Origin of the sequence: Streptococcus sanguinis (assembly GCF_050223295.1) — a bacterium.
Taxonomy (GTDB): Bacteria; Bacillota; Bacilli; order Lactobacillales; family Streptococcaceae; genus Streptococcus; species Streptococcus sanguinis_X.
Genome location: NZ_CP071424.1, coordinates 1,322,617 through 1,341,597, shown reverse-complemented (window position 1 = coordinate 1,341,597; position 18,981 = coordinate 1,322,617). Strand labels below are relative to the sequence as shown.

The following is an 18,981-nucleotide window of genomic DNA, read 5'->3' as shown; positions in this document are numbered from 1 at the left end:
GAAAATGAAATTTTTTGTTACCAATCCCAATAATGATTTTGCAGAAACACCTGTGCAAGAAGAAGGCAGAATCATCCATCATCTGCATCTTGCCAAAGGAAAAGAAGTACCAGAGCACAGTGCTGATGCACTAGTAACAGTTGTTTGTTTGTCGGGAGATGTGAGCTTTTCTGCTGGAGAACAAACCGTGCGGCTGGTGGCAGGTTCCTTTTTGACGATGGAGCCCAATGAGCCACACAGCTTGGTCGGAGAGGAAGATAGCCACCTCTTGGTTATCAAACAACTCAAATATTAATAAATTCAAAATACTAGAAGCTGGAATAAATGCTTCTAGTATTTTTTACTACTTTTTAAGAGTTATTCATTTCTGTAAATAAAAACCCATAAGGAAGGAATTCATAAACAGATTCTTTGATTCTTAAAACAAACTTAAGATAAGCTTAAAAAAGGCTTAATATAAGCTTAAAATAAACTTAAATAAAAAATTGAAATGATAGGGTGAGGAGTTTTTATAAATAAGTAATAAAAATAATTTACACAGTGTAAACCAAATTATAAACATTTTTCTATTATTTTAGTTCGTTAAAAAGAAGTTTTTATAGATTTTTAAAGCTGAAAAACAGAAAAATAAACAAAAAGACGAACTATAAAAAATTACCCATGAAAATAATTTACACCCTGTTAACTAAAATGCTTGCATTCAAAAATTTCTTGTGCTATAATTCGTCTTGAGGGTGAGATATGCATAAAAAAGTATTTTCAAGCATATTGACTTCTTTGTTTCTAAATCAAATGTTATAAAAACATTTATGTGCAACCTTTAATCAGGTGGATTCACTAACTAGTGATTCGTTTTTTGCGTTTGATAATGATGGAGCAGTCAACTGTCAGCTGGCAGTATTTTCGTGAAAGTCTTTTTTATGAAGTTGTGCACAAAAAATAAATTCCCCCCACAAAAAATAAAGTGATGTTGGTCACTTTGGAGGTTTAATTAATATGAACAATCGTTTCAGACTCTTATCAAGATCTGTTGTAGCGGCTGCGGCTATTATTCCAGCAATTGCTCTTGCGAATAATGCTCAGGCTCAAGATTATGGCTATAACTACTATCAACCAGGCTATAATTACTGGAATGGTGGTTACAACAATTATAACTATGGTTATAACAACTATAATTACCGTAACAGCCGCAACTACCGTTACAATAACTACAACTATGGTTACAACAATTATAACTATGGTTACAATAACTACAATTACAACTATGGTTACAATAACTACAATTATGGCTATAATAACTATAACTATGGTTACAATGGCTATAATTATGACTATGGTTATAATAACTATTATCCAGGCTATAACAACTGGAATTATAACTATAGCAACAACTACGGATATAATGGTTGGAATAACTACAACAATCTGGCAAATGATGAGAACTATATTTACTGGAATGGTAACCATTACTACCGTATGACAGATGGTTCTTACCGTATCTATCGTGATGGTGAGTGGAAGCCGCTGACAAATACTAACAATAACAGTACATCCAATAACAATCTGGAAAACGATCCACATTATCGTTATGAAAATGGTTATCATTACTATGTATTGGATAATGGCGACTATTACTACTATCAAAATGGTAAGTGGGTATTTGTTAAGGATTCTACTGATAACTCTACTAATCCAACAACTCCAAGTCAGCCGGAAGAACCAAAACCAGAAGTTCCAACTCCGACTCCAGCGGAACCAGAACAACCAACGCCAGCTCCTACTGATAAACCAGATGAGCCTACTACACCAGCAGAACCAAAACCAGAGGTACCAAGTGTTGATTTGCCAGAAAATCCTCCAATTAACGGTGCAGAAGGCGACCTTAATCCATTTGCTCCGAAACCAGAGCAACCAGCAGAACCAAAACCAGAAACTCCGACAAGACCTGCTGTGCCAGAGACTCCTGGTTTGGTAACAACTGATAAACCAAGTGAAGATCAAATTCCGCCGTATGTTGAAAAACCAGCAGAAGGTCTTGAACATTTGACATGGGCACCGAATGGACGAGCTCCAAAAATCATCTACCCAACTGGAAAACCAGGTGACAAGGCTCTCGAGTCAGATCCTAACTATTACTTTGATGGTTCTACACATTATTACCGTATACCATCTGACTCAGAAGCAAATGGATACTCTCCATATTGGAAATGGTTTGGTGACAAATGGAAACTTCAAGGTATGACTGATCCAAACGATCCAGCTCTTGATCCAAAACTTCACGAAAACACTGCTGATGATGAATACATGTACAGTGATAAAGACTCTAGCGTGAAATTGTACTCAACTAACCTAGTGACAACTGCTAAAGCTGGTCAGCCGCTTCCATTCAAGAACGTTGAAGAGTTCAAGAACTACGTTATCGAAAAGATGAATCCTAAGTTCCTTGATAATGCAGGATGGGATGCCAAAGTTGAATGGGAAATCGAAGATCCAGAAATCTTTGAAAAAACCAAAGAAAACCCATATGCTAAGAATTATGTCTTGATTGCAAACCTTAAGAGTGGCGTTGAGGACAAGAAATACAGTGATGTAGAATTTGGTTATGTTAAGTTTGTTTACCGTGTTGAAGCAACAAACGATACAAACTATGACTATGTTTCAAAAGCTAAAGAAGCTTTCGCTAAAATCAATGAAGAGCGTAAAGCTCAAGGCTTGAAAGAGTTGACATGGTCAGAAGATATTTATCAAAATCAAGCACTTCCAAAAGTAAATGAAATCTCACGTCAATACGATAGCTCAGGCTTTGTTGGACGTCGCGATGAAGATCCATCTGTTGTCGTTAAGAAATGGGCTAACAGCGGTCTGAGAGAATTGCTTCTTGATCCTAACGTAACTGAAGGGGCAGTAGCGACAGTTGTAGACGGAAATGGTGTTTACTACTGGGCCTACAGCTATAAATAATAAGGAATTGTATTCTTAAACATCTGTGCTCTTAATCTTTGGTTGCATATAAACCACACTCCAAAAGTTAGATTTTAATTGTCTGACTTTTGGAGTTTTTTGTTGAATTAACTAGGAAGCAAAAGTGGCGGTTGTGGACAGATTTTAAAGTTTAAAAAGGCGAAAAGAAATTTTGAGTACAAAAAAAGCACCGATTGGTGCTTATGATTATTTGAGACCGTATTTTTTGTTGAAACGATCCACACGTCCATCTGCTTGAGTGAACTTTTGACGTCCAGTGTAGAATGGGTGTGAGTCTGATGAAATTTCTACACGGATCAATGGGTAAGTTTCCCCTTCAAATTCAACTGTTTCGTTTGAACGCTTAGTTGAACCACTAAGGAACTGGTAGCCAGTAGAAGTGTCCATGAAGACAACTGGGCGGTATTCTGGATGAATATCTTTTCTCATTTTACAAAAATTTCCTTTCTGCCATGGTCTCTTTGCGAGCCATAGATTAGTTACTTTGATAGTTTATCAAATTCTGATTGATTTGACAAGACTTTTAGACTAATTTCTTACTTTTTTGCCAATTCTTTCATCTCGGTGTAGATTTGCTCTATTTCTTCTTTTGAAAATGCATTGGCTCCACTGGCTAAGGGGTGTCCACCGCCGTGATGATTTTTAGCAATACCGTTGATAGGAATAACCTTGCTGCGCATGCGGACACGGTAGTGACCATCTGGCTGCTCAACAAAGATAGCCCACAGACCGACTTCTTCGATTCGTCCAGGTGCTCCGACAATGGCCGCAGTATCAGCATCGGTCAGTTGATAGGCTTGTAAAACTTCCTGAGGCAGAATGACTCGCGCAGTCCCATTTTCATCTATTTCCAATTGCTCATATACATAGCCCTGCAGTTTAGCGACTTGGCGGCTGATAGAGTCCATTTTGCGAGACAAGGTTGATAAGTCGAAATCGTACTGGCGCAGCTTGGCAGCTACTTCGAATGTGCGGGCGCTCGTAGAAGGATAAAGGAAGCGGCCGGTGTCGCCGATGATACCAGCATAGAGGAGTTCGGCTGCTTCCTTGCTCAAATCTAAGTCATTTTCAAAGGCAAAGAGAGCAATCATCTCACTGGCACTGCTAGAGCTTGTATCTACCAGAGAAATATCTCCATAAACCTCATCATCAGGATGATGGTCGATTTTGATGAGGAAGTCGCCTGTCGTATAGCGTTGGTCATCAATGCGGGCTGTATTAGCAGTGTCACAGACGATGACTAGGGCCTCTTGGTATTCTTCGTCTGCAACTTGGTCCATTTGTGCCAACCACATGAGATTGGGCTCATCGTAGCCTGTTACTTTTATTGTCTTTTCTGGGAAGTGGTACTGAAGCAGCTTTTGCAGTCCGACCTGACTACCAAGAGCATCAGGATCTGGCCGCATATGGCGGTGGATAATAATAGTATCGTATTCTTTGATCTTACTTAAAATATCATGATAAAGAGTCATAAATAACCTCGTCAACTTTCTTTACCCATTGTAGCATAAGAGTTTTTATTTTTAAAATAAAAAAGATATGATATAATGAGAGCAGATTAGAATTTGGAGGAAGATATGACCTTAGCGAAAATTGTATTTGCCAGCATGACTGGAAACACCGAGGAAATTGCTGATATTGTGGCGGATAAGCTAAGAGAACTGGATGTAGAAGTTGAAGTGGACGAGTGCACCACTGTCGATGCAGAAGATTTCTTGGAAGCAGATATTACGATTGTAGCAACCTACACCTATGGTGACGGTGAGTTACCTGATGAGATGATGGACTTCTACGAAGACTTGTCTAGTTTGGATTTGTCTGGCAAGGTCTATGGGGTGGTCGGTTCAGGCGATACTTTCTATGACGAATTCTGCAAGGCTGTCGATGACTTTGATGCTGCCTTTGCTGCTACAGGAGCGACGAAGGGTGCAGAAAGTGTTAAGGTGGACCTATCTGCGGAAGATGATGATATTGCACGCTTGGAAGCTTTTGCGGAAGGCTTGGTTAATAAAGTTTAAAGTGATAAATAGAGGAAACGGCTGCGGCCGTTTTTTTGTGCGAAAGTGTTATTTTCTGACAATTCTCATGATTAGGAGTATAATATAGGTAAGCGCTATCCATCAGATAAAGGAGGAGTTCCTATGAAAGAACGTGACTATGCCTTTGGCTTTCATGATGATGTCAAGCCGCTCTTTTCGACTGGTAAAGGTTTGACCGAAGAAGTTGTTCGAGAAATCTCAGAAATCAAGAATGAGCCCCAGTGGATGTTGGACTATCGTCTGCGCTCCTTGGAACTCTTTCATAAGCTGCCCATGCCCGACTTTGGCCCAGATTTGTCAGGGATTCGCTTTGATGATGTTATCTATTATCAGAAGCTAAGCGGAGATCGGGCTCGCAGTTGGGATGAGGTTCCAGAAGAGATTAAGAAAACCTTTGACCGCTTGGGAATTCCAGAAGCTGAGAAGCAGTTCCTATCTGGAGCTGTGGCTCAGTATGAATCTGAAGTGGTTTACCACAATATGAAGGAAGAGTTTGCCAAGCTGGGGATTATCTTCACCGATACTGATACGGCTGTTCAGGAATATCCGGACTTGGTCAAGCAGTATTTTGGTACTGTGATTTCAAACGCTGAGCATAAATTTTCTGCGCTTAATAGCGCAGTTTGGTCTGGCGGAACCTTTATCTATGTGCCCAAGAACGTCCAGTGCCAAGTTCCTGTTCAGACCTATTTTCGAATCAATGGTGAAAATGCCGGCCAGTTTGAGCGCTCCTTGATGATTATCGAGGAGGGCGGTTCTATACAGTACATCGAGGGCTGTACAGCACCGACCTATACAAGCAATAGTCTTCATGCTGCAAATGTCGAAATCATTGTCAAAAAGGATGCCTTTTTCCGCTATACAACCATTCAAAACTGGTCGGACAATGTCTATAACCTCGTAACCGAGCGGGGGATTGTTGAGGAGGGTGGCACCTTAGAGTGGATTGATGGGAACTTAGGCAGTAAGGTCAATATGAAATATCCTTGTAGCATTCTTAATGGCCGCAATGCACGGACTTCTGTTTTATCCATGTCTTTTGCCAACTATGGTCAGCACTTGGATGCAGGCTGCAAGGTTTTTCATAATGCGCCTAAGACATCCAGTACTCTGATTTCTAAATCAGTTGCCAAGGATGGTGGAAAGACAGACTATCGTGGTCAGGTCCGCTTTGGTAAGAATAGTGCTGGTTCCAAATCTCATATCGAGTGCGATACCATTCTGATGGATGGTGAGTCCAGTTCGGACACCATTCCTTTTAATGAAATCCATAATTCCAATGTCGCGTTAGAGCATGAAGCCAAGGTTTCCAAAGTATCTGAGGACCAGCTCTACTATCTGATGAGCCGAGGTATCAGCGAAGAAGAAGCCACAGCTATGATTATCAATGGATTTATGGAACCCATTACCAAAGAACTACCAATGGAATACGCCGTCGAACTCAACCAACTCATCAACATGAGTATGGAAGGCTCAGTTGGTTAAAAAGGTCCATTGGACCTTTTTAATCTGCGGATAAAAACTCGCTTTTGTGAGTTCTCTTTAATCTAAGGTCCATTGGACCTTTTTAATCTACGGATAAGCACTCGGTTAAGCGAGTTTTCTTTTAATCATGGTCCATTGGACCTTTTTATTTAGAATTAAACTAGAAAATTTTACTATTTTTTGATATGATAGATAGAATATAAGGAGGAAGTAGATGACGTTAGAAGAAATCAGACAGGAAATCGATCAAGTGGATGATGCAATCGTTACCTTGCTGGAGCAACGCATGAATCTGGTGGACCAAGTCGTGGCTTTAAAAAAATTAACGGGTACGGCTGTCTTGGATAGTAAGAGAGAAGATGTGATTTTCGCCAGAGTTGCAGATAAGGTAGAAAACAAGAACTACAAAGAAACTATTGTTGCGACCTTTTCTGACATTTTAAAACGTTCGCGTGAATTTCAGAATAAAAATATCTAATGAAAGAAGTACAGAACTCGATAGCTGTGGCTTTATCTGCGATGGTAGGCGGATGGCTGCGTTACCAAGTAGCGCTCTTATCAGTTTTTGCTGATTCATTTCCGCTGGCTACCTTACTGATCAATTATTTGGGGACGTTTTTGCTAGTCTATATTATCAAGGGCTATCTTAGTAGTAAAGTTAAGTCCCAGCGCCTAATTCTAGCACTTTCGACCGGTTTTTGCGGAGGTTTGACGACCTTTTCTGGTCTTCTGCTAGACGGCATCAAGTTAGCAGATTCAGGGCGCTATATGGAGCTTCTTATCTATCTAGTCTTAAGTGTAGGTGGTGGCCTTGCAATCGCCCTATGGGCTGGAAAGCAGGAGAAGGCATGATGTGGGCGATGTTAATCTGCTGCGGCGCTGGTGCTCTTGTGCGTTATGTTTTCTCCAAGGTCAATAGCAGAGCATCTCTTCCGATTGGGACTTTGGCGGCAAACCTTCTAGGTGCTTTTCTCATTGGATATTTTTATAATCATATAGAAGACAAGCAGGTTTATGTCATTTTAGCAACAGGCTTCTGTGGTGGCCTGACGACTTTTTCCACCTTGAATGATGAGCTGGCAGAGCTCTTTTCGGAGCGAAAGAAATTTGTTCTCTATTTGGCTTCGACATACATACTCGGGTTTTTAGCGATTCTTTTGGGAATTTTTATTTAAACATCTTTACATTTTTAGAAATTTTGATATAATATACTTTGTGCCTAATGGAAGCACAAAAAACGGCTAATCCGCTGCGGTCTTGAACCTTAAGATTAGTAAGATAGGAGTAGAAAAAATGAATCCATTAATCCAAAGTTTGACTGAAGGTCAACTTCGTACTGACATCCCTGCATTCCGTCCTGGTGACACTGTCCGCGTTCACGCGAAAGTTGTTGAAGGAAGTCGCGAACGTATCCAGATTTTTGAAGGTGTGGTTATCGCTCGTAAAGGTGCTGGTATCTCAGAAACTTACACCGTTCGTAAAATCTCTAACGGTATCGGTGTTGAACGTACTTTCCCAATCCACACTCCACGTGTTGAAAAGATTGAAGTCGTTCGTTACGGTAAAGTCCGTCGTGCTAAATTGTACTACCTTCGTGCATTGCAAGGTAAGGCAGCGCGTATCAAAGAAATTCGCCGTTAATCTTAGAAAGACTCTGTCGTTGGGCAGAGTTTTTCTCTAAGTCCCCTTAGTTCAATGGATATAACAACTCCCTCCTAAGGAGTAGTTGCTGGTTCGATTCCGGCAGGGGACATTCTTAAAGCCTAACTAAGGCTTTTTTCAATGCTCTCAGGAGGAAAAGAGATGGCTTATTACTTTATTGGCGGTCTGGGATGCAATGTTTATTACCCACAAGACTTTTTAACAGCTCTAGAGCTCCCTATTGTATATCTGGATTTATATTGTCAAGAAATTCGCCAAGAAGCAGACTTGGAAGAGTGGTTTGCTCTGCAAGTTGATTTGACTCAAGAAATGACTCTGATTGCACATTCTCTAGGTGCTGATTTCGCGGTCTATCTAGCTTCTGTCTTTCCTTCTGTTAAGAAATTAATTCTGCTGGATGGTGGCTACTTAAACCTAGACAAAATATGTAATCTGGAAGAAGAGATAGCAGATGCTCTTGCCTATTTGGAGAAAACTTCCTATAGCAGTATTGAGGAAGCTGTTTCTTTGGAGCGAGACGACGCAAAACATTGGTCAGAGAATTGTTCTAAAGCTGTCAAAGTCAATCTTGTCTTTAATAAAAAGTCTCAGGTATGGAAGTTGGGAATTTCTCAGCAAATTGTGAAGAACTTGCTGACGTTGAGACGACTTATATACGGACGTTTATCTAAACTCAGCGACCGCCAAATCCATCTATTTATTCCTCAGAAAACCGAATCGGATCCGAGTTGGAAAGTTCAGGCTTTACAAGGATTGCCTGCTTATGTTCAGCTGGCAGAGGTTAAAGATTGTGGACACAATATCTATGGAGACAATCCTTTGGGGCTGGCTAAGATGGTAAGGTCTGTTTTAGATTGAGAGTTAGAATACTCTTTTTGATTTAAAGCGATATTAATGATTTTAAAGAATGAAATATTCCATTCGAAAAGAGACCTAAATTTTAGGTCTCTTGTTTCTCTATTTCCCCAAGCAAAATTGGCTGAAGAGTTGGGTGATGAGTTCGTCTGGTGCAGCGTCACCAGTGATTTCGCCGAGGATTTCCCAGGTGCGGGTCATATCGACTTGGAGAAGATCTACCGGCATACCCATTTCCAAGCCTTGGTTGACGGCTTGCAGGCTTTCTAGGGCTTTTTCAATCAAGGAGATATGACGGGCGTTGGACAAATAGGTGGCGTCTTGCTCGATGATACCAGCCTTTTCAAAGAAGAACTGATTGATGCGTTCTTCAATTTTATCGATATTTTGATTATGAAGGACAGAAATCTTGATGACATCAGTTGGCAGCTGGTCCAGCTCAATCTTTTCCTCAAGGTCAGTCTTGTTAAGCAGGACGATACGATTGCTGTCTTGACTTATTTCCAGCAACTGGCGGTCTTGGTCTGTCAAAGGTTCGCTGGCATTAAGAACTAAGAGAACTAAGTCAGCTTCCTGCAGGGCTTTTTTAGAGCGCTCAACTCCAATCTGTTCTACAAGGTCATCGGTTTCCCGAATTCCTGCTGTATCAATGAGCTTGAGCGGCACACCCTTGATATTGACATACTCCTCAATCACATCACGAGTCGTACCCTCGATATCAGTCACAATAGCCTTGTCCTCACGAAGGAGATTGTTGAGCAGGCTTGATTTGCCAACATTAGGCCGGCCGATGATAGCAGTAGAAATACCTTCGCGCAAAATCTTGCCTCGTCGTGCAGTATTGAGGAGGTTGCTTAGGAGTGCCTCGAACTCAGCCGTTTTCTCTCGCATCAACTGGGTCGTCATCTCTTCCACATCGTCGTACTCCGGATAGTCAATGTTGACCTCGACCTGAGCCAGTGTGTTGAGAATTTCCTGACGAGTATTGTTGATAAGATTGGAGAGAGAGCCATCCAGCTGCTTGACAGCATTGTTCATTGCTTTATCGGTCTTGGCACGGATGATGTCCATGACAGCCTCAGCCTGAGTCAAATCTACGCGCCCATTGAGAAAGGCACGCTTGGTAAACTCACCAGGCTCAGCCATTCTAGCGCCCTCTCGGATAGCAAGCTGCAGGATTTCATTCGTGACCGCAATTCCGCCGTGAGTGTTAATCTCGATGATATCCTCGCGTGTGAAGGTCTTGGGAGAGCGCATGGCACCAAGCATAACCTCGTCCAGAATTTCCTGATTTTGAGGGTCAACGATATGGCCGTAGTTGAGCGTGTGGCTTTCTACTTCGCTTAGATTTTTCCCTTTGAAGATCTTTTGGGCAATAGCAAAGCTGTCAGTCCCGCTTAGTCTGACGATGCCGATGGCCCCCTCGCCAAGAGGTGTAGAAATCGCAGCGATTGTATCAAATTCTCTGGTAATCATACAGTATTTTTCCTTGTGTTTAAAATCAATTACCTTAATTGTAACGCAAAAATCAAGGAGGAGCAAGGCTTTCGATTATCAAGCCAAAGGAATGAAATTTAAGCCTGGTAAAGAAAACACTTTCATGTTAGTGAGAATCATGATATAATAAAAGTAGTGTGATTTGAGGAGGTGCTATGGAAAATCTAAAGAAACTGGCAGGAATCAAGGCTGCTGAATTTGTCCAAAGCGGGATGATTGTTGGTCTCGGGACGGGTTCGACCGCTTATTATTTTGTCGAAGAAATTGGCCGTCGTATAAAAGAAGAAGGACTACAGATTACAGCTGTTACGACTTCCAGTGTCACTAGCAAACAGGCGGAAGGTTTAGGTATTCCGCTCAAATCCATTGATGAAGTTGACTTTGTTGATGTGACAGTTGATGGTGCTGATGAGGTTGATTCAGCTTTTAACGGTATCAAGGGCGGTGGCGGCGCGCTTCTCATGGAGAAAGTCGTAGCGGTGCCTACAAAGCACTATATCTGGGTAGTCGATGAGAGCAAGATGGTCGAGAAGTTAGGTGCCTTCAAGCTACCAGTAGAAGTTGTTCAGTACGGTGCTGAACAGCTCTTTCGTCGCTTTGAGCGTGCTGGATATAAGCCAGCCTTTCGTGAGAAAGATGACCAACGTTTTGTCACGGACATGCAGAATTTCATTATTGACTTAGATTTAGGTGTGATTGAAAATCCAGTTGAGTTTGCACAAGAACTTGATCATGTTGTGGGAGTAGTGGAGCATGGATTGTTTAATCAAATGGTAGACAAGGTCATTGTTGCTGGGAAATCGGGTCTCCAAGTTTTAGAGGCCAATAAATAGAAAGAGGTATTTTATGCCAAAATTTAATCGTATTCACTTGGTAGTCATGGACTCAGTTGGTATCGGTGCTGCACCAGATGCCAATAACTTTGTCAATGCAGGGGTACCAGATGGTGCTTCAGATACTCTGGGACATATTTCCAAAACGGTAGGACTGAATGTACCAAACATGGCTAAAATCGGCCTGGGAAATATCGAGCGTCCTACTCCTTTGAAGACAGTTCCTCAAGAAGAAAATCCTAGCGGCTACTATACCAAGCTGGAAGAAGTATCACTCGGAAAAGACACGATGACAGGACACTGGGAAATCATGGGTCTCAATATTACTGAGCCTTTTGATACTTTTTGGAATGGCTTCCCAGAAGAAATCCTGACTCAGATCGAAGAATTTTCTGGTCGTAAGGTCATTCGTGAGGCTAACAAGCCATACTCTGGTACAGCAGTTATTGATGACTTTGGCCCTCGTCAGATGGAAACAGGCGAGCTGATTATCTACACCTCTGCTGACCCAGTATTACAAATCGCGGCACATGAAGAAGTGATTCCTTTGGAAGAGCTCTATCGTATCTGTGAATTCGCCCGCTCTATTACCTTGGAACGCCCTGCGCTTCTGGGACGTATTATCGCTCGTCCTTATGTAGGTGAGCCAGGCAACTTCACTCGTACAGCCAACCGTCACGACTATGCAGTTTCTCCATTTAATCCAACTGTACTTGATAAGCTCAATGAAGCTGGAATTGCTACCTATTCTGTTGGTAAGATTAACGACATCTTCAACGGTGCTGGAATTAACCATGACATGGGACACAATAAGTCTAACAATCATGGTGTGGATACTTTGGTCAAAGCCCTGAAAGACGAAAACTTCAAAGAAGGTTTCTCATTTACTAACCTAGTAGACTTTGATGCTCTTTATGGTCACCGCCGTGATCCACATGGCTACCGTGACTGCCTGGAAGAGTTTGATGCTCGCATCCCAGAAATCATTGAAAATATGCGTGAAGATGATCTGCTCATGATTACTGCTGACCATGGTAATGACCCGACCTATGCCGGAACCGACCACACTCGTGAGTACATTCCGCTCTTGGTCTTCGGAAAATCGCTGAGCGGTCATGGTCATATTCCTGTCGGACACTTTGCGGATATCTCAGCTACTATTGCTGAAAACTTCGGAGTGGACAAGGCGATGATTGGCAAAAGCTTCTTGGACAAATTGGTATAAGCATTATAAGAGAGTGAGGAAAATATTTTATGACAAGCTTATCAGAAAAAATCAAAGAAACAGCAGCCTTCTTAAAAGAAAAAGGTATGACAGAACCTGAATTTGGTCTGATTTTGGGATCTGGTTTGGGAGAATTGGCTTCTGAAATCGAAAATGCCGTTAGTCTTGACTATGCGGATATTCCAAACTGGGGCCGCTCAACTGTTGTTGGGCACGCTGGTAAATTAGTTTATGGAGACTTGGCAGGACGTAAAGTCTTGGCACTACAAGGCCGTTTCCATTTCTATGAAGGAAATCCTTTAGAAATCGTTACTTTCCCTGTGCGTGTGATGAAGGCTCTTGGTGCGACAGGTGTTATTGTAACCAATGCTGCTGGCGGTATCGGTTATGGCCCTGGTACACTTATGGCAATCACCGACCACATCAATATGACAGGTCAAAATCCTTTGATCGGTGAAAACTTGGATGAATTTGGTCCACGTTTCCCTGATATGTCAAAATCTTACACTCCAGAATACCGTGCCGTCGCTCATAAAGTTGCTGATAAGCTCGGCATCAAGCTGGATGAGGGTGTTTATATCGGTGTAACTGGACCAACTTATGAAACACCTGCTGAAATTCGTGCTTACAAGAGTTTGGGTGCAGATGCAGTCGGCATGTCTACTGTTCCTGAAGTGATTGTAGCAGCACATTCTGGTTTGAAAGTCCTTGGAATTTCATGCATTACAAACTTTGCTGCTGGTTTCCAAGAAGAGCTTAATCATGAGGAAGTGGTTGAAGTAACAGAACGTGTCAAGGGGGATTTCAAACGACTTCTTAAAGAAACACTTGCTGAATTGTAAAAAAATGTTGAAAGGCGGAGTGTCTGGGTTGGTAATTAAACCCGGAACAGCCTTTCTATCTAGCCGATAAAATCATTAAACTAAAGAAAGGTAGAGCGAGGAGTTCAGATTTGAACACGAGCGAAAAACTATCTTTCAAATAAACACAGAAAGGAAGGGCGTCTGAGTTTGAATTGAACTCGGGTTAGAGGCGGTGCAAAAAAGATAAATCTACCTAGATGCAGTCGCATATTCGTTCGATTTCCTATTTTTGCTTTGCCTCTTTTAAGCCCTTAGTATCTTAATTATGTCTATTCATATTGCTGCTAAGCAAGGCGAGATTGCTGATAAAATCCTTCTTCCAGGTGATCCGCTTCGGGCTAAGTTTATTGCGGAGAATTTCCTTGAGGACGCTGTTTGCTTCAATGAAGTCCGCAATATGTTCGGTTACACTGGTACTTATAAAGGCGAGCGTGTTTCTGTTATGGGAACTGGGATGGGGATGCCATCAATCTCTATCTATGCGCGTGAGCTGATTGTTGACTACGGTGTGAAAAAGCTAATCCGTGTCGGAACTGCTGGCTCGCTGAATGCTGATGTGCATGTCCGTGAATTGGTTTTGGCGCAAGCTGCTGCAACCAACTCAAACATCATCCGTAATGACTGGCCACAGTATGATTTCCCACAAATCGCTAGCTTTGATTTACTAGATAAGGCTTATCATATTGCCAAAGATCTCGGTATGACAACCCATGTTGGGAATGTTTTGTCGTCTGATGTCTTTTACTCAAACTACTTTGAAAAGAATATTGAGCTTGGTAAGTGGGGCGTTAAGGCAGTTGAAATGGAAGCTGCGGCACTTTACTATCTGGCTGCTCAGCACCATGTAGATGCTCTCGCGATTATGACTATTTCTGACAGCTTGGTCAATCCTGAAGAGGATACGACAGCAGAAGAGCGCCAAAATACCTTCACCGATATGATGAAGGTTGGTTTGGAAACCTTGATCGCAGAAGCATGAAACTAGATGTCAAAGAAGCCATTCTCTTTGCTATTTCCCGCTATGACTATGCTTATGCGTATAAGCTGGCTGAGCGAGCAGGAAGCAGTGTCAAGACTGACTTGGTCCGTTTTCTTGAGGCTTTAGCGGAGCGAAGAGAACTCAACATCCAATCTATGATGAATCTAAATTTGGAAATCACTGGGTCTACCCTAGCTGATTTTCAGCTTTTTTGCCATGAAAATGAAGCAGACGAGCAGCTGGCCAATTACCTTTATGACCTGGAAGCCAAGCTGAGAAATGAGCAGCTGATTGATTTTATCCGAGCTGTCAGTCCAGCTATTTATCGGATTTTTATGCGGCTGATTCGCATGCAAATACCGGATATTGACAGCTATATTCATAATTCGCGAGGGGCTAGTTACGACCGTTGGAAGTTTGAAAAGATGCGAAATTCTGATAATCCTGACCTGCAAAATTTTCATGCGGAAAGCACGGTTAATTCTTCTAGTTTGACGGAGCTGATTTTGCAGTTGGATTTGTCCGAATCTGTCAAAGAATCAGCACAGCAACTAAGAGAGTTAGAAAAGTCGGTTCGAAATCCTCTGGCTCATCTTATTAAGCCTTTTGATGAGGAAGAATTGCACAGGACGACAGGTTTTTCGTCTCAACACTTTATGGAGCTTCTGGTTGATTTGGCGCAGGAGACAGGCATTGTTTACCAGAGGAAACCTTTTTACTTCGATCGAGCGAATGCGGTCATAGAAAGTCTCTTATAAGGAGTAGCAGGATGGATAAGATTGCAAGGCTGCAAGAATTGATAGATCAAAGCCGGGATATCGTCTTTTTCGGTGGAGCCGGAGTTTCGACTGAATCCAATATTCCGGACTTCCGAAGTTCAGATGGGATATACAGCGTTAAGCTAGGTCGGCATTTTACAGCAGAGCAGCTGGTTTCTCACACTATGTTTGAGCGCTATCCGCAGGAGTTTTTTGACTTTTACAAGAAGTACCTGCTCTATCCGGATGCTAAGCCCAATGCTGCTCATGTCTACTTGGCAGACTTGGAGAAGACGAGCAAGCTCAAGGCTGTGGTGACTCAAAATATCGATAGCTTGCATGAAATGGCCGGTTCGAAAAAGGTTCTCAAACTACATGGCAGTGCGGATAGAAATTCTTGTCTGAATTGTCAGCGATTCTATGATTTGGACGGCTTTCTGGCTCTGCGCGGTATCATTCCTCACTGCTTTGACTGTGGCGGTATTGTCAAGCCAGATGTGACCCTCTATGAAGAATCGCTAGATATGGAAGTTTTCCAGCAGGCAGGTCAAGCTATCCATCAAGCGGACTTGCTGATAATCGGCGGCACATCCTTAGTCGTCTATCCCGCAGCCAGCCTCATCCAGTACTTTTCAGGTAAGCATCTGGTCGTCATCAACAAGACCAGCATCCCTCAAGATAGTCAGGCAGACCTTGTCATTGAGGGCAAGATTGGAGAAGTGTTTGGGGAGTTGAAACAATAGAAAAAACACCTGAAAAAGCTTTTTTCAGGTTTTTTTTGCAGTTTATTTATCAAACTGTACTTCCTCAATCAGATACTCAATGAAGCGTTCTCCCATTTTGGATAGGCTAGCTTTTTCGTGCTGGATGTAAACCAGTTCAATCGGATCATCAATGTCCAGTGGGATTGACACGATATTATCTCCGTTGAGGTTGCTGTTGAGGATACCGGTTGCAATCGTGTAGCCATCCAGACCGATCAAAAGGTTAAAGAGGGTCGCACGGTCGCTGACCACGATAGATTTTTTATGGTGTTCCTGAGAGAGAATTTCCTCAGAAAAGTAGAAGGAGTTGTGAGTCCCTTGGTCATAGCTGAGGTAGGGGAAGTTTTCTAAGTCGGATAATTGGACCAGTTTTTTCTTGGCCAGCGGATTGGACTTGCTGACAAAGATATGGGGCTGAGCTGTAAAGAGATGAGTGGCAATCAGATGATTGTCATCCAGCATCTTGGATAGGACATCGCGATTGTAGCTATTGAGAAAGAGGACGCCGATTTCGCTGCGGAAGTTTTTTACGTCGTCAATAATTTCCCAAGTCCGAGTTTCCCGCAGAAAGAGCTCGTATTTCTCCATATCGCTTTTTTTAAGCAGGGAGACAAAGGCATTGACCACAAAAGCATAGTGCTGAGCAGACACGCTGAAAAGCTCGCGGTGGGCGACAGGGTTTTTGTATCGCTCCTCTAGAAGTTGCGTCTGCTCAACAACCTGCCGGGCATAGGAAAGAAACTCCATGCCGTCTTTGGTCAAGGTAATTCCTTTGGGATTGCGAATGAAAATCTCGATACCCATTTCATTTTCCAAATCCCGTACAGCATTGGACAAACTAGGCTGAGTAATGAAAAGCTGTTTGGCAGCTTCGTTCATACTGCCGGTCTCGACAATTTTGATAATATAGTGTAACTGTTGAATTCTCATAGGACTATTTTATCACAAACTGGGGATTTTTTCCCGGTAAATCAATGAAAGGTAGTAAGGTTTTATGATTGAATTTATTAAAATGGACAGATGGTAAAAGAAATTCTATTGGATATAGTGACATTTTTGAAGTTTTTCATAGAAATATTTTATTCAGTCTATTGTAATGAAACGGATTTTGCAATTTCAAGTTATTCGTGATATGATGATTTTTAGACTGTAAAAGGAGTAGTTATGAAGAGAAAAGAGGATTCTTTTGAAGATATTGCTTTTGAGTTAGAGAAGGAGACTTCTAAGTCAAAGTTCTTACCATTCGTTCTATTAGCCATTATTGGCTTTTCTATCGTTGGAGCGGTTTTTTTAATGCTCTCTATACCGGAAAAAGCTAAATCTAAGCAACCGGTGAGCCAGTCAAGTCACATTATTTCACCATCAAAAAAATTAGAGGATAAGAAGACTGAAGTAAAAAAATTCGCTGAAAGTCTTACAGTTTCTCCAGAAAAAAGCGGTCCCTTTCTTTGGACGGTTGACAAGGCAGTTTCTCTACCCATGGACAAAGATAAAGGCGGAGCCGTCTTGGAAGATGTTTTAAAAGAATTTGGAAAACCTGTCGAAGCTGGTTCGTGGATCCACTTATTACCAAATCATGAAGTCCGAAACTATATTAGTCTTTTCTGGAAAGATAAAAACGGTAATATAGGCAATATATCTTTAATATTTGCTGAATTTGATGGTGTCTATAAGCTCACCTCAAAGTTCTTTAATCTTTCAAGTAATGCAATTAAAGTTGATAAAAAACCTGATCGAGATTTTTTATGGACGCAAGAATATATAGATAGTCTTGTTATTGGTGCTAGAGAAGGTACTGACAAAGGTACGGCTTATGATGAGATTGTTTCAAATGTTGGTTTGCCTTTTTATCAAATAATTTCAGGAGAAAACAATCAACTTAAGTTAAGGATTACTTATAATAATCCAAAGGGTTGGAAAGAACGTAATAAATTACAGACTGTTATTCTAGAATTCTACAACCAAGAAGATGGAACATGGCGTTTAGTTTCTAAACAAAGCCAGTAAACTAAATAAGAAAGAGGAGACAAACTTGAGAAAGAATAGCAAGAAAAAACATGATTCCAATTCATTTAGAGATATAAAAAAGGAACTTTATAGACAACAAAAGATAAAAAGAGAAGAACTCAGCATGATGGCCATACAAGAGAAGAAAAAAAGGACTAACTTGGCCTTTATTCTTCTTTGTTTAACCATATCATTTACTTTATTCTTTGGCTTCTATTATTTATCACTAAAGGTTCCTAACAAAGACAATGCTAAACACAAAGAAGATAAGACAGTCTCGTCAGTTAGTAAAGAAAGCTCTACTACTCAGCAAGATGAACCTGAGTTAGAAATGGACAAGAAACAGAAGGAACTTAAAAATAAACTTGTGGTAGAAGATGAAAAAAAGTTTGCTTTTAAATGGACATTAGACAATTTTGTAGAACTCAAAATAGCAAAAATTGGGGGGTGGAAGAATAATCCGACTTTGGAAGAAGTTATTACGAAATACGGTAAGGGTTCAAATGTGAGTTTTACCGAAAATGGATTGACACTAACTTATAAGACAAGGGTGATGGACATAGAAAAAAACAGCTTATCTGATCATCCTCAGGAGATAAGACTAGGTTTTTTTGATCCCGATTCCAATGGCAAGGAGTACTATTTGATAACTAAATCGGCATTGTTCTTGGACGATAGTCGCTATCCAGTGGCTGCCAAAGAGGAGTTTGTCTTTAACTGGAAGCCAGAAGATATCGATACATTGATATTGGGCGATAGGCAGCGAGGTAAAGGTGGTATGACTTATCAAGAAGTTGTTGAACGTTTTGGATTACCCTCTTACAGTAATATTCATGGGAATGATACGGATTTTGACCCCTTATCATTGAGTATACAGTATATTAATATACGGAAATCAGATACTGAACGAAAAAGTGATAGAGTAGCCTTGATTTTCAGAAGACAGGAGGATGGAAGCTTTTGTCTAGCAGATGTAAGTAGCGAATTTGACAAGGACTGGTAAAGCTGTGGTAAGTCGGAGATGTGAAAATT

At 41.4% G+C, this 18,981-nt stretch carries 21 protein-coding genes and 1 tRNA gene; 18 read left to right on the top strand and 4 right to left on the bottom strand.

The annotated features are described in order from the left end of the window. Nucleotides 1-4 precede the first annotated feature (4 nt). Nucleotides 5-295 carry a cupin domain-containing protein gene (locus J1C77_RS06555; RefSeq protein ID WP_002895366.1) on the top strand — a complete coding sequence of 97 codons (291 nt, stop codon included), beginning with the start codon at nt 5-7 and terminating at the stop codon, nt 293-295. Nucleotides 296-996: 701 nt separating this feature from the next. Next, the gene (locus tag J1C77_RS06550; protein WP_080980296.1) at nt 997-2,961 is read left to right on the top strand and encodes a cell wall protein; all 1,965 of its coding nucleotides are present in this window, start codon (nt 997-999) and stop codon (nt 2,959-2,961) included. A 207-nt stretch (nt 2,962-3,168) separates the two neighbouring features. Here the strand turns inward: J1C77_RS06550 and J1C77_RS06545 are convergent, their stop codons facing one another. Both J1C77_RS06545 and J1C77_RS06540 read right to left on the bottom strand, forming a co-directional pair. Beyond that, nucleotides 3,169-3,411: a type B 50S ribosomal protein L31 gene (locus J1C77_RS06545; RefSeq protein WP_002895374.1), complete on the bottom strand. Its 243-nt coding sequence runs from the start codon at nt 3,409-3,411 to the stop codon at nt 3,169-3,171. A 107-nt stretch (nt 3,412-3,518) separates the two neighbouring features. Next, entirely contained in the window at nt 3,519-4,454 is a 936-nt protein-coding gene (locus J1C77_RS06540; RefSeq protein WP_002921055.1) for a DHH family phosphoesterase, read from the bottom strand. Between the two features lie 105 nt (nt 4,455-4,559). Here J1C77_RS06540 and J1C77_RS06535 point away from each other — a divergent pair, with 105 nt between their 5' ends. The 8 genes from J1C77_RS06535 (at nt 4,560) to J1C77_RS06500 (ending at nt 9,026) form a co-directional block, all read left to right on the top strand. After that, complete coding sequence (locus tag J1C77_RS06535) at nt 4,560-5,000, top strand: flavodoxin (protein WP_002917149.1); 441 nt, start codon at nt 4,560-4,562, stop codon at nt 4,998-5,000. 123 nt (nt 5,001-5,123) lie between these two features. Next, complete coding sequence (sufB, locus tag J1C77_RS06530) at nt 5,124-6,506, top strand: Fe-S cluster assembly protein SufB (protein ID WP_002895377.1); 1,383 nt, start codon at nt 5,124-5,126, stop codon at nt 6,504-6,506. Between the two features lie 214 nt (nt 6,507-6,720). Next, nucleotides 6,721-6,984, top strand: a complete 264-nt coding sequence (locus tag J1C77_RS06525) for a chorismate mutase (protein ID WP_002921056.1) — start codon at nt 6,721-6,723, stop codon at nt 6,982-6,984. After that, entirely contained in the window at nt 6,984-7,358 is a 375-nt protein-coding gene (gene crcB, locus J1C77_RS06520; RefSeq protein WP_002921057.1) for a fluoride efflux transporter CrcB, read from the top strand. The genes J1C77_RS06525 and crcB (J1C77_RS06520) overlap by 1 nt, the downstream gene beginning before the upstream one ends. Then, a complete protein-coding gene (gene crcB / locus J1C77_RS06515) occupies nt 7,355-7,681 on the top strand; it encodes a fluoride efflux transporter CrcB (RefSeq protein ID WP_002921058.1) in 327 nt (108 codons plus the stop codon). The genes crcB (J1C77_RS06520) and crcB (J1C77_RS06515) overlap by 4 nt, the downstream gene beginning before the upstream one ends. A gap of 118 nt (nt 7,682-7,799) precedes the next feature. Next, entirely contained in the window at nt 7,800-8,147 is a 348-nt protein-coding gene (rplS, locus tag J1C77_RS06510; RefSeq protein WP_042762843.1) for a 50S ribosomal protein L19, read from the top strand. A gap of 40 nt (nt 8,148-8,187) precedes the next feature. Next, nucleotides 8,188-8,259: transfer RNA gene (locus J1C77_RS06505), tRNA-Arg, on the top strand. A 29-nt stretch (nt 8,260-8,288) separates the two neighbouring features. After that, on the top strand, nt 8,289-9,026 hold the full coding sequence (locus J1C77_RS06500; RefSeq protein ID WP_002921061.1) for an alpha/beta hydrolase: 738 nt from the start codon (nt 8,289-8,291) through the stop codon (nt 9,024-9,026). Nucleotides 9,027-9,125: 99 nt separating this feature from the next. On the opposite strand, the gene mnmE is transcribed toward J1C77_RS06500, so the two are convergent. Further along, the gene (gene mnmE / locus J1C77_RS06495) at nt 9,126-10,499 is read right to left on the bottom strand and encodes a tRNA uridine-5-carboxymethylaminomethyl(34) synthesis GTPase MnmE (protein WP_042762845.1); all 1,374 of its coding nucleotides are present in this window, start codon (nt 10,497-10,499) and stop codon (nt 9,126-9,128) included. Between the two features lie 176 nt (nt 10,500-10,675). On the opposite strand from mnmE, the gene rpiA reads away from it, so the two are divergent. From rpiA to J1C77_RS06465, 6 genes are all read left to right on the top strand, one after another. Then, a complete protein-coding gene (gene rpiA, locus J1C77_RS06490; RefSeq protein ID WP_002921063.1) occupies nt 10,676-11,353 on the top strand; it encodes a ribose-5-phosphate isomerase RpiA in 678 nt (225 codons plus the stop codon). Nucleotides 11,354-11,366: 13 nt separating this feature from the next. Continuing rightward, entirely contained in the window at nt 11,367-12,578 is a 1,212-nt protein-coding gene (locus tag J1C77_RS06485) for a phosphopentomutase (RefSeq protein ID WP_002921064.1), read from the top strand. 29 nt (nt 12,579-12,607) lie between these two features. Beyond that, nucleotides 12,608-13,420 carry a purine-nucleoside phosphorylase gene (locus tag J1C77_RS06480; RefSeq protein ID WP_002921069.1) on the top strand — a complete coding sequence of 271 codons (813 nt, stop codon included), beginning with the start codon at nt 12,608-12,610 and terminating at the stop codon, nt 13,418-13,420. Nucleotides 13,421-13,706: 286 nt separating this feature from the next. Beyond that, nucleotides 13,707-14,420: a purine-nucleoside phosphorylase gene (gene deoD / locus J1C77_RS06475; protein ID WP_002921071.1), complete on the top strand. Its 714-nt coding sequence runs from the start codon at nt 13,707-13,709 to the stop codon at nt 14,418-14,420. Further along, the gene (locus J1C77_RS06470) at nt 14,417-15,178 is read left to right on the top strand and encodes a hypothetical protein (RefSeq protein ID WP_002921073.1); all 762 of its coding nucleotides are present in this window, start codon (nt 14,417-14,419) and stop codon (nt 15,176-15,178) included. The genes deoD and J1C77_RS06470 overlap by 4 nt, the downstream gene beginning before the upstream one ends. A gap of 11 nt (nt 15,179-15,189) precedes the next feature. Beyond that, nucleotides 15,190-15,921, top strand: a complete 732-nt coding sequence (locus J1C77_RS06465; protein WP_002921074.1) for an NAD-dependent protein deacylase — start codon at nt 15,190-15,192, stop codon at nt 15,919-15,921. A gap of 42 nt (nt 15,922-15,963) precedes the next feature. Here the strand turns inward: J1C77_RS06465 and J1C77_RS06460 are convergent, their stop codons facing one another. After that, nucleotides 15,964-16,872 (bottom strand): LysR family transcriptional regulator, encoded by a 909-nt coding sequence (locus J1C77_RS06460; RefSeq protein ID WP_002895403.1) that lies wholly within the window; start codon nt 16,870-16,872, stop codon nt 15,964-15,966. Nucleotides 16,873-17,106: 234 nt separating this feature from the next. On the opposite strand from J1C77_RS06460, the gene J1C77_RS06455 reads away from it, so the two are divergent. Next, nucleotides 17,107-17,949, top strand: coding sequence for a hypothetical protein (locus J1C77_RS06455; RefSeq protein ID WP_002921075.1), 843 nt, complete (start codon nt 17,107-17,109; stop codon nt 17,947-17,949). 25 nt (nt 17,950-17,974) lie between these two features. After that, a complete protein-coding gene (locus J1C77_RS06450; RefSeq protein WP_002921077.1) occupies nt 17,975-18,952 on the top strand; it encodes a hypothetical protein in 978 nt (325 codons plus the stop codon). Nucleotides 18,953-18,981: the final 29 nt, after the last annotated feature.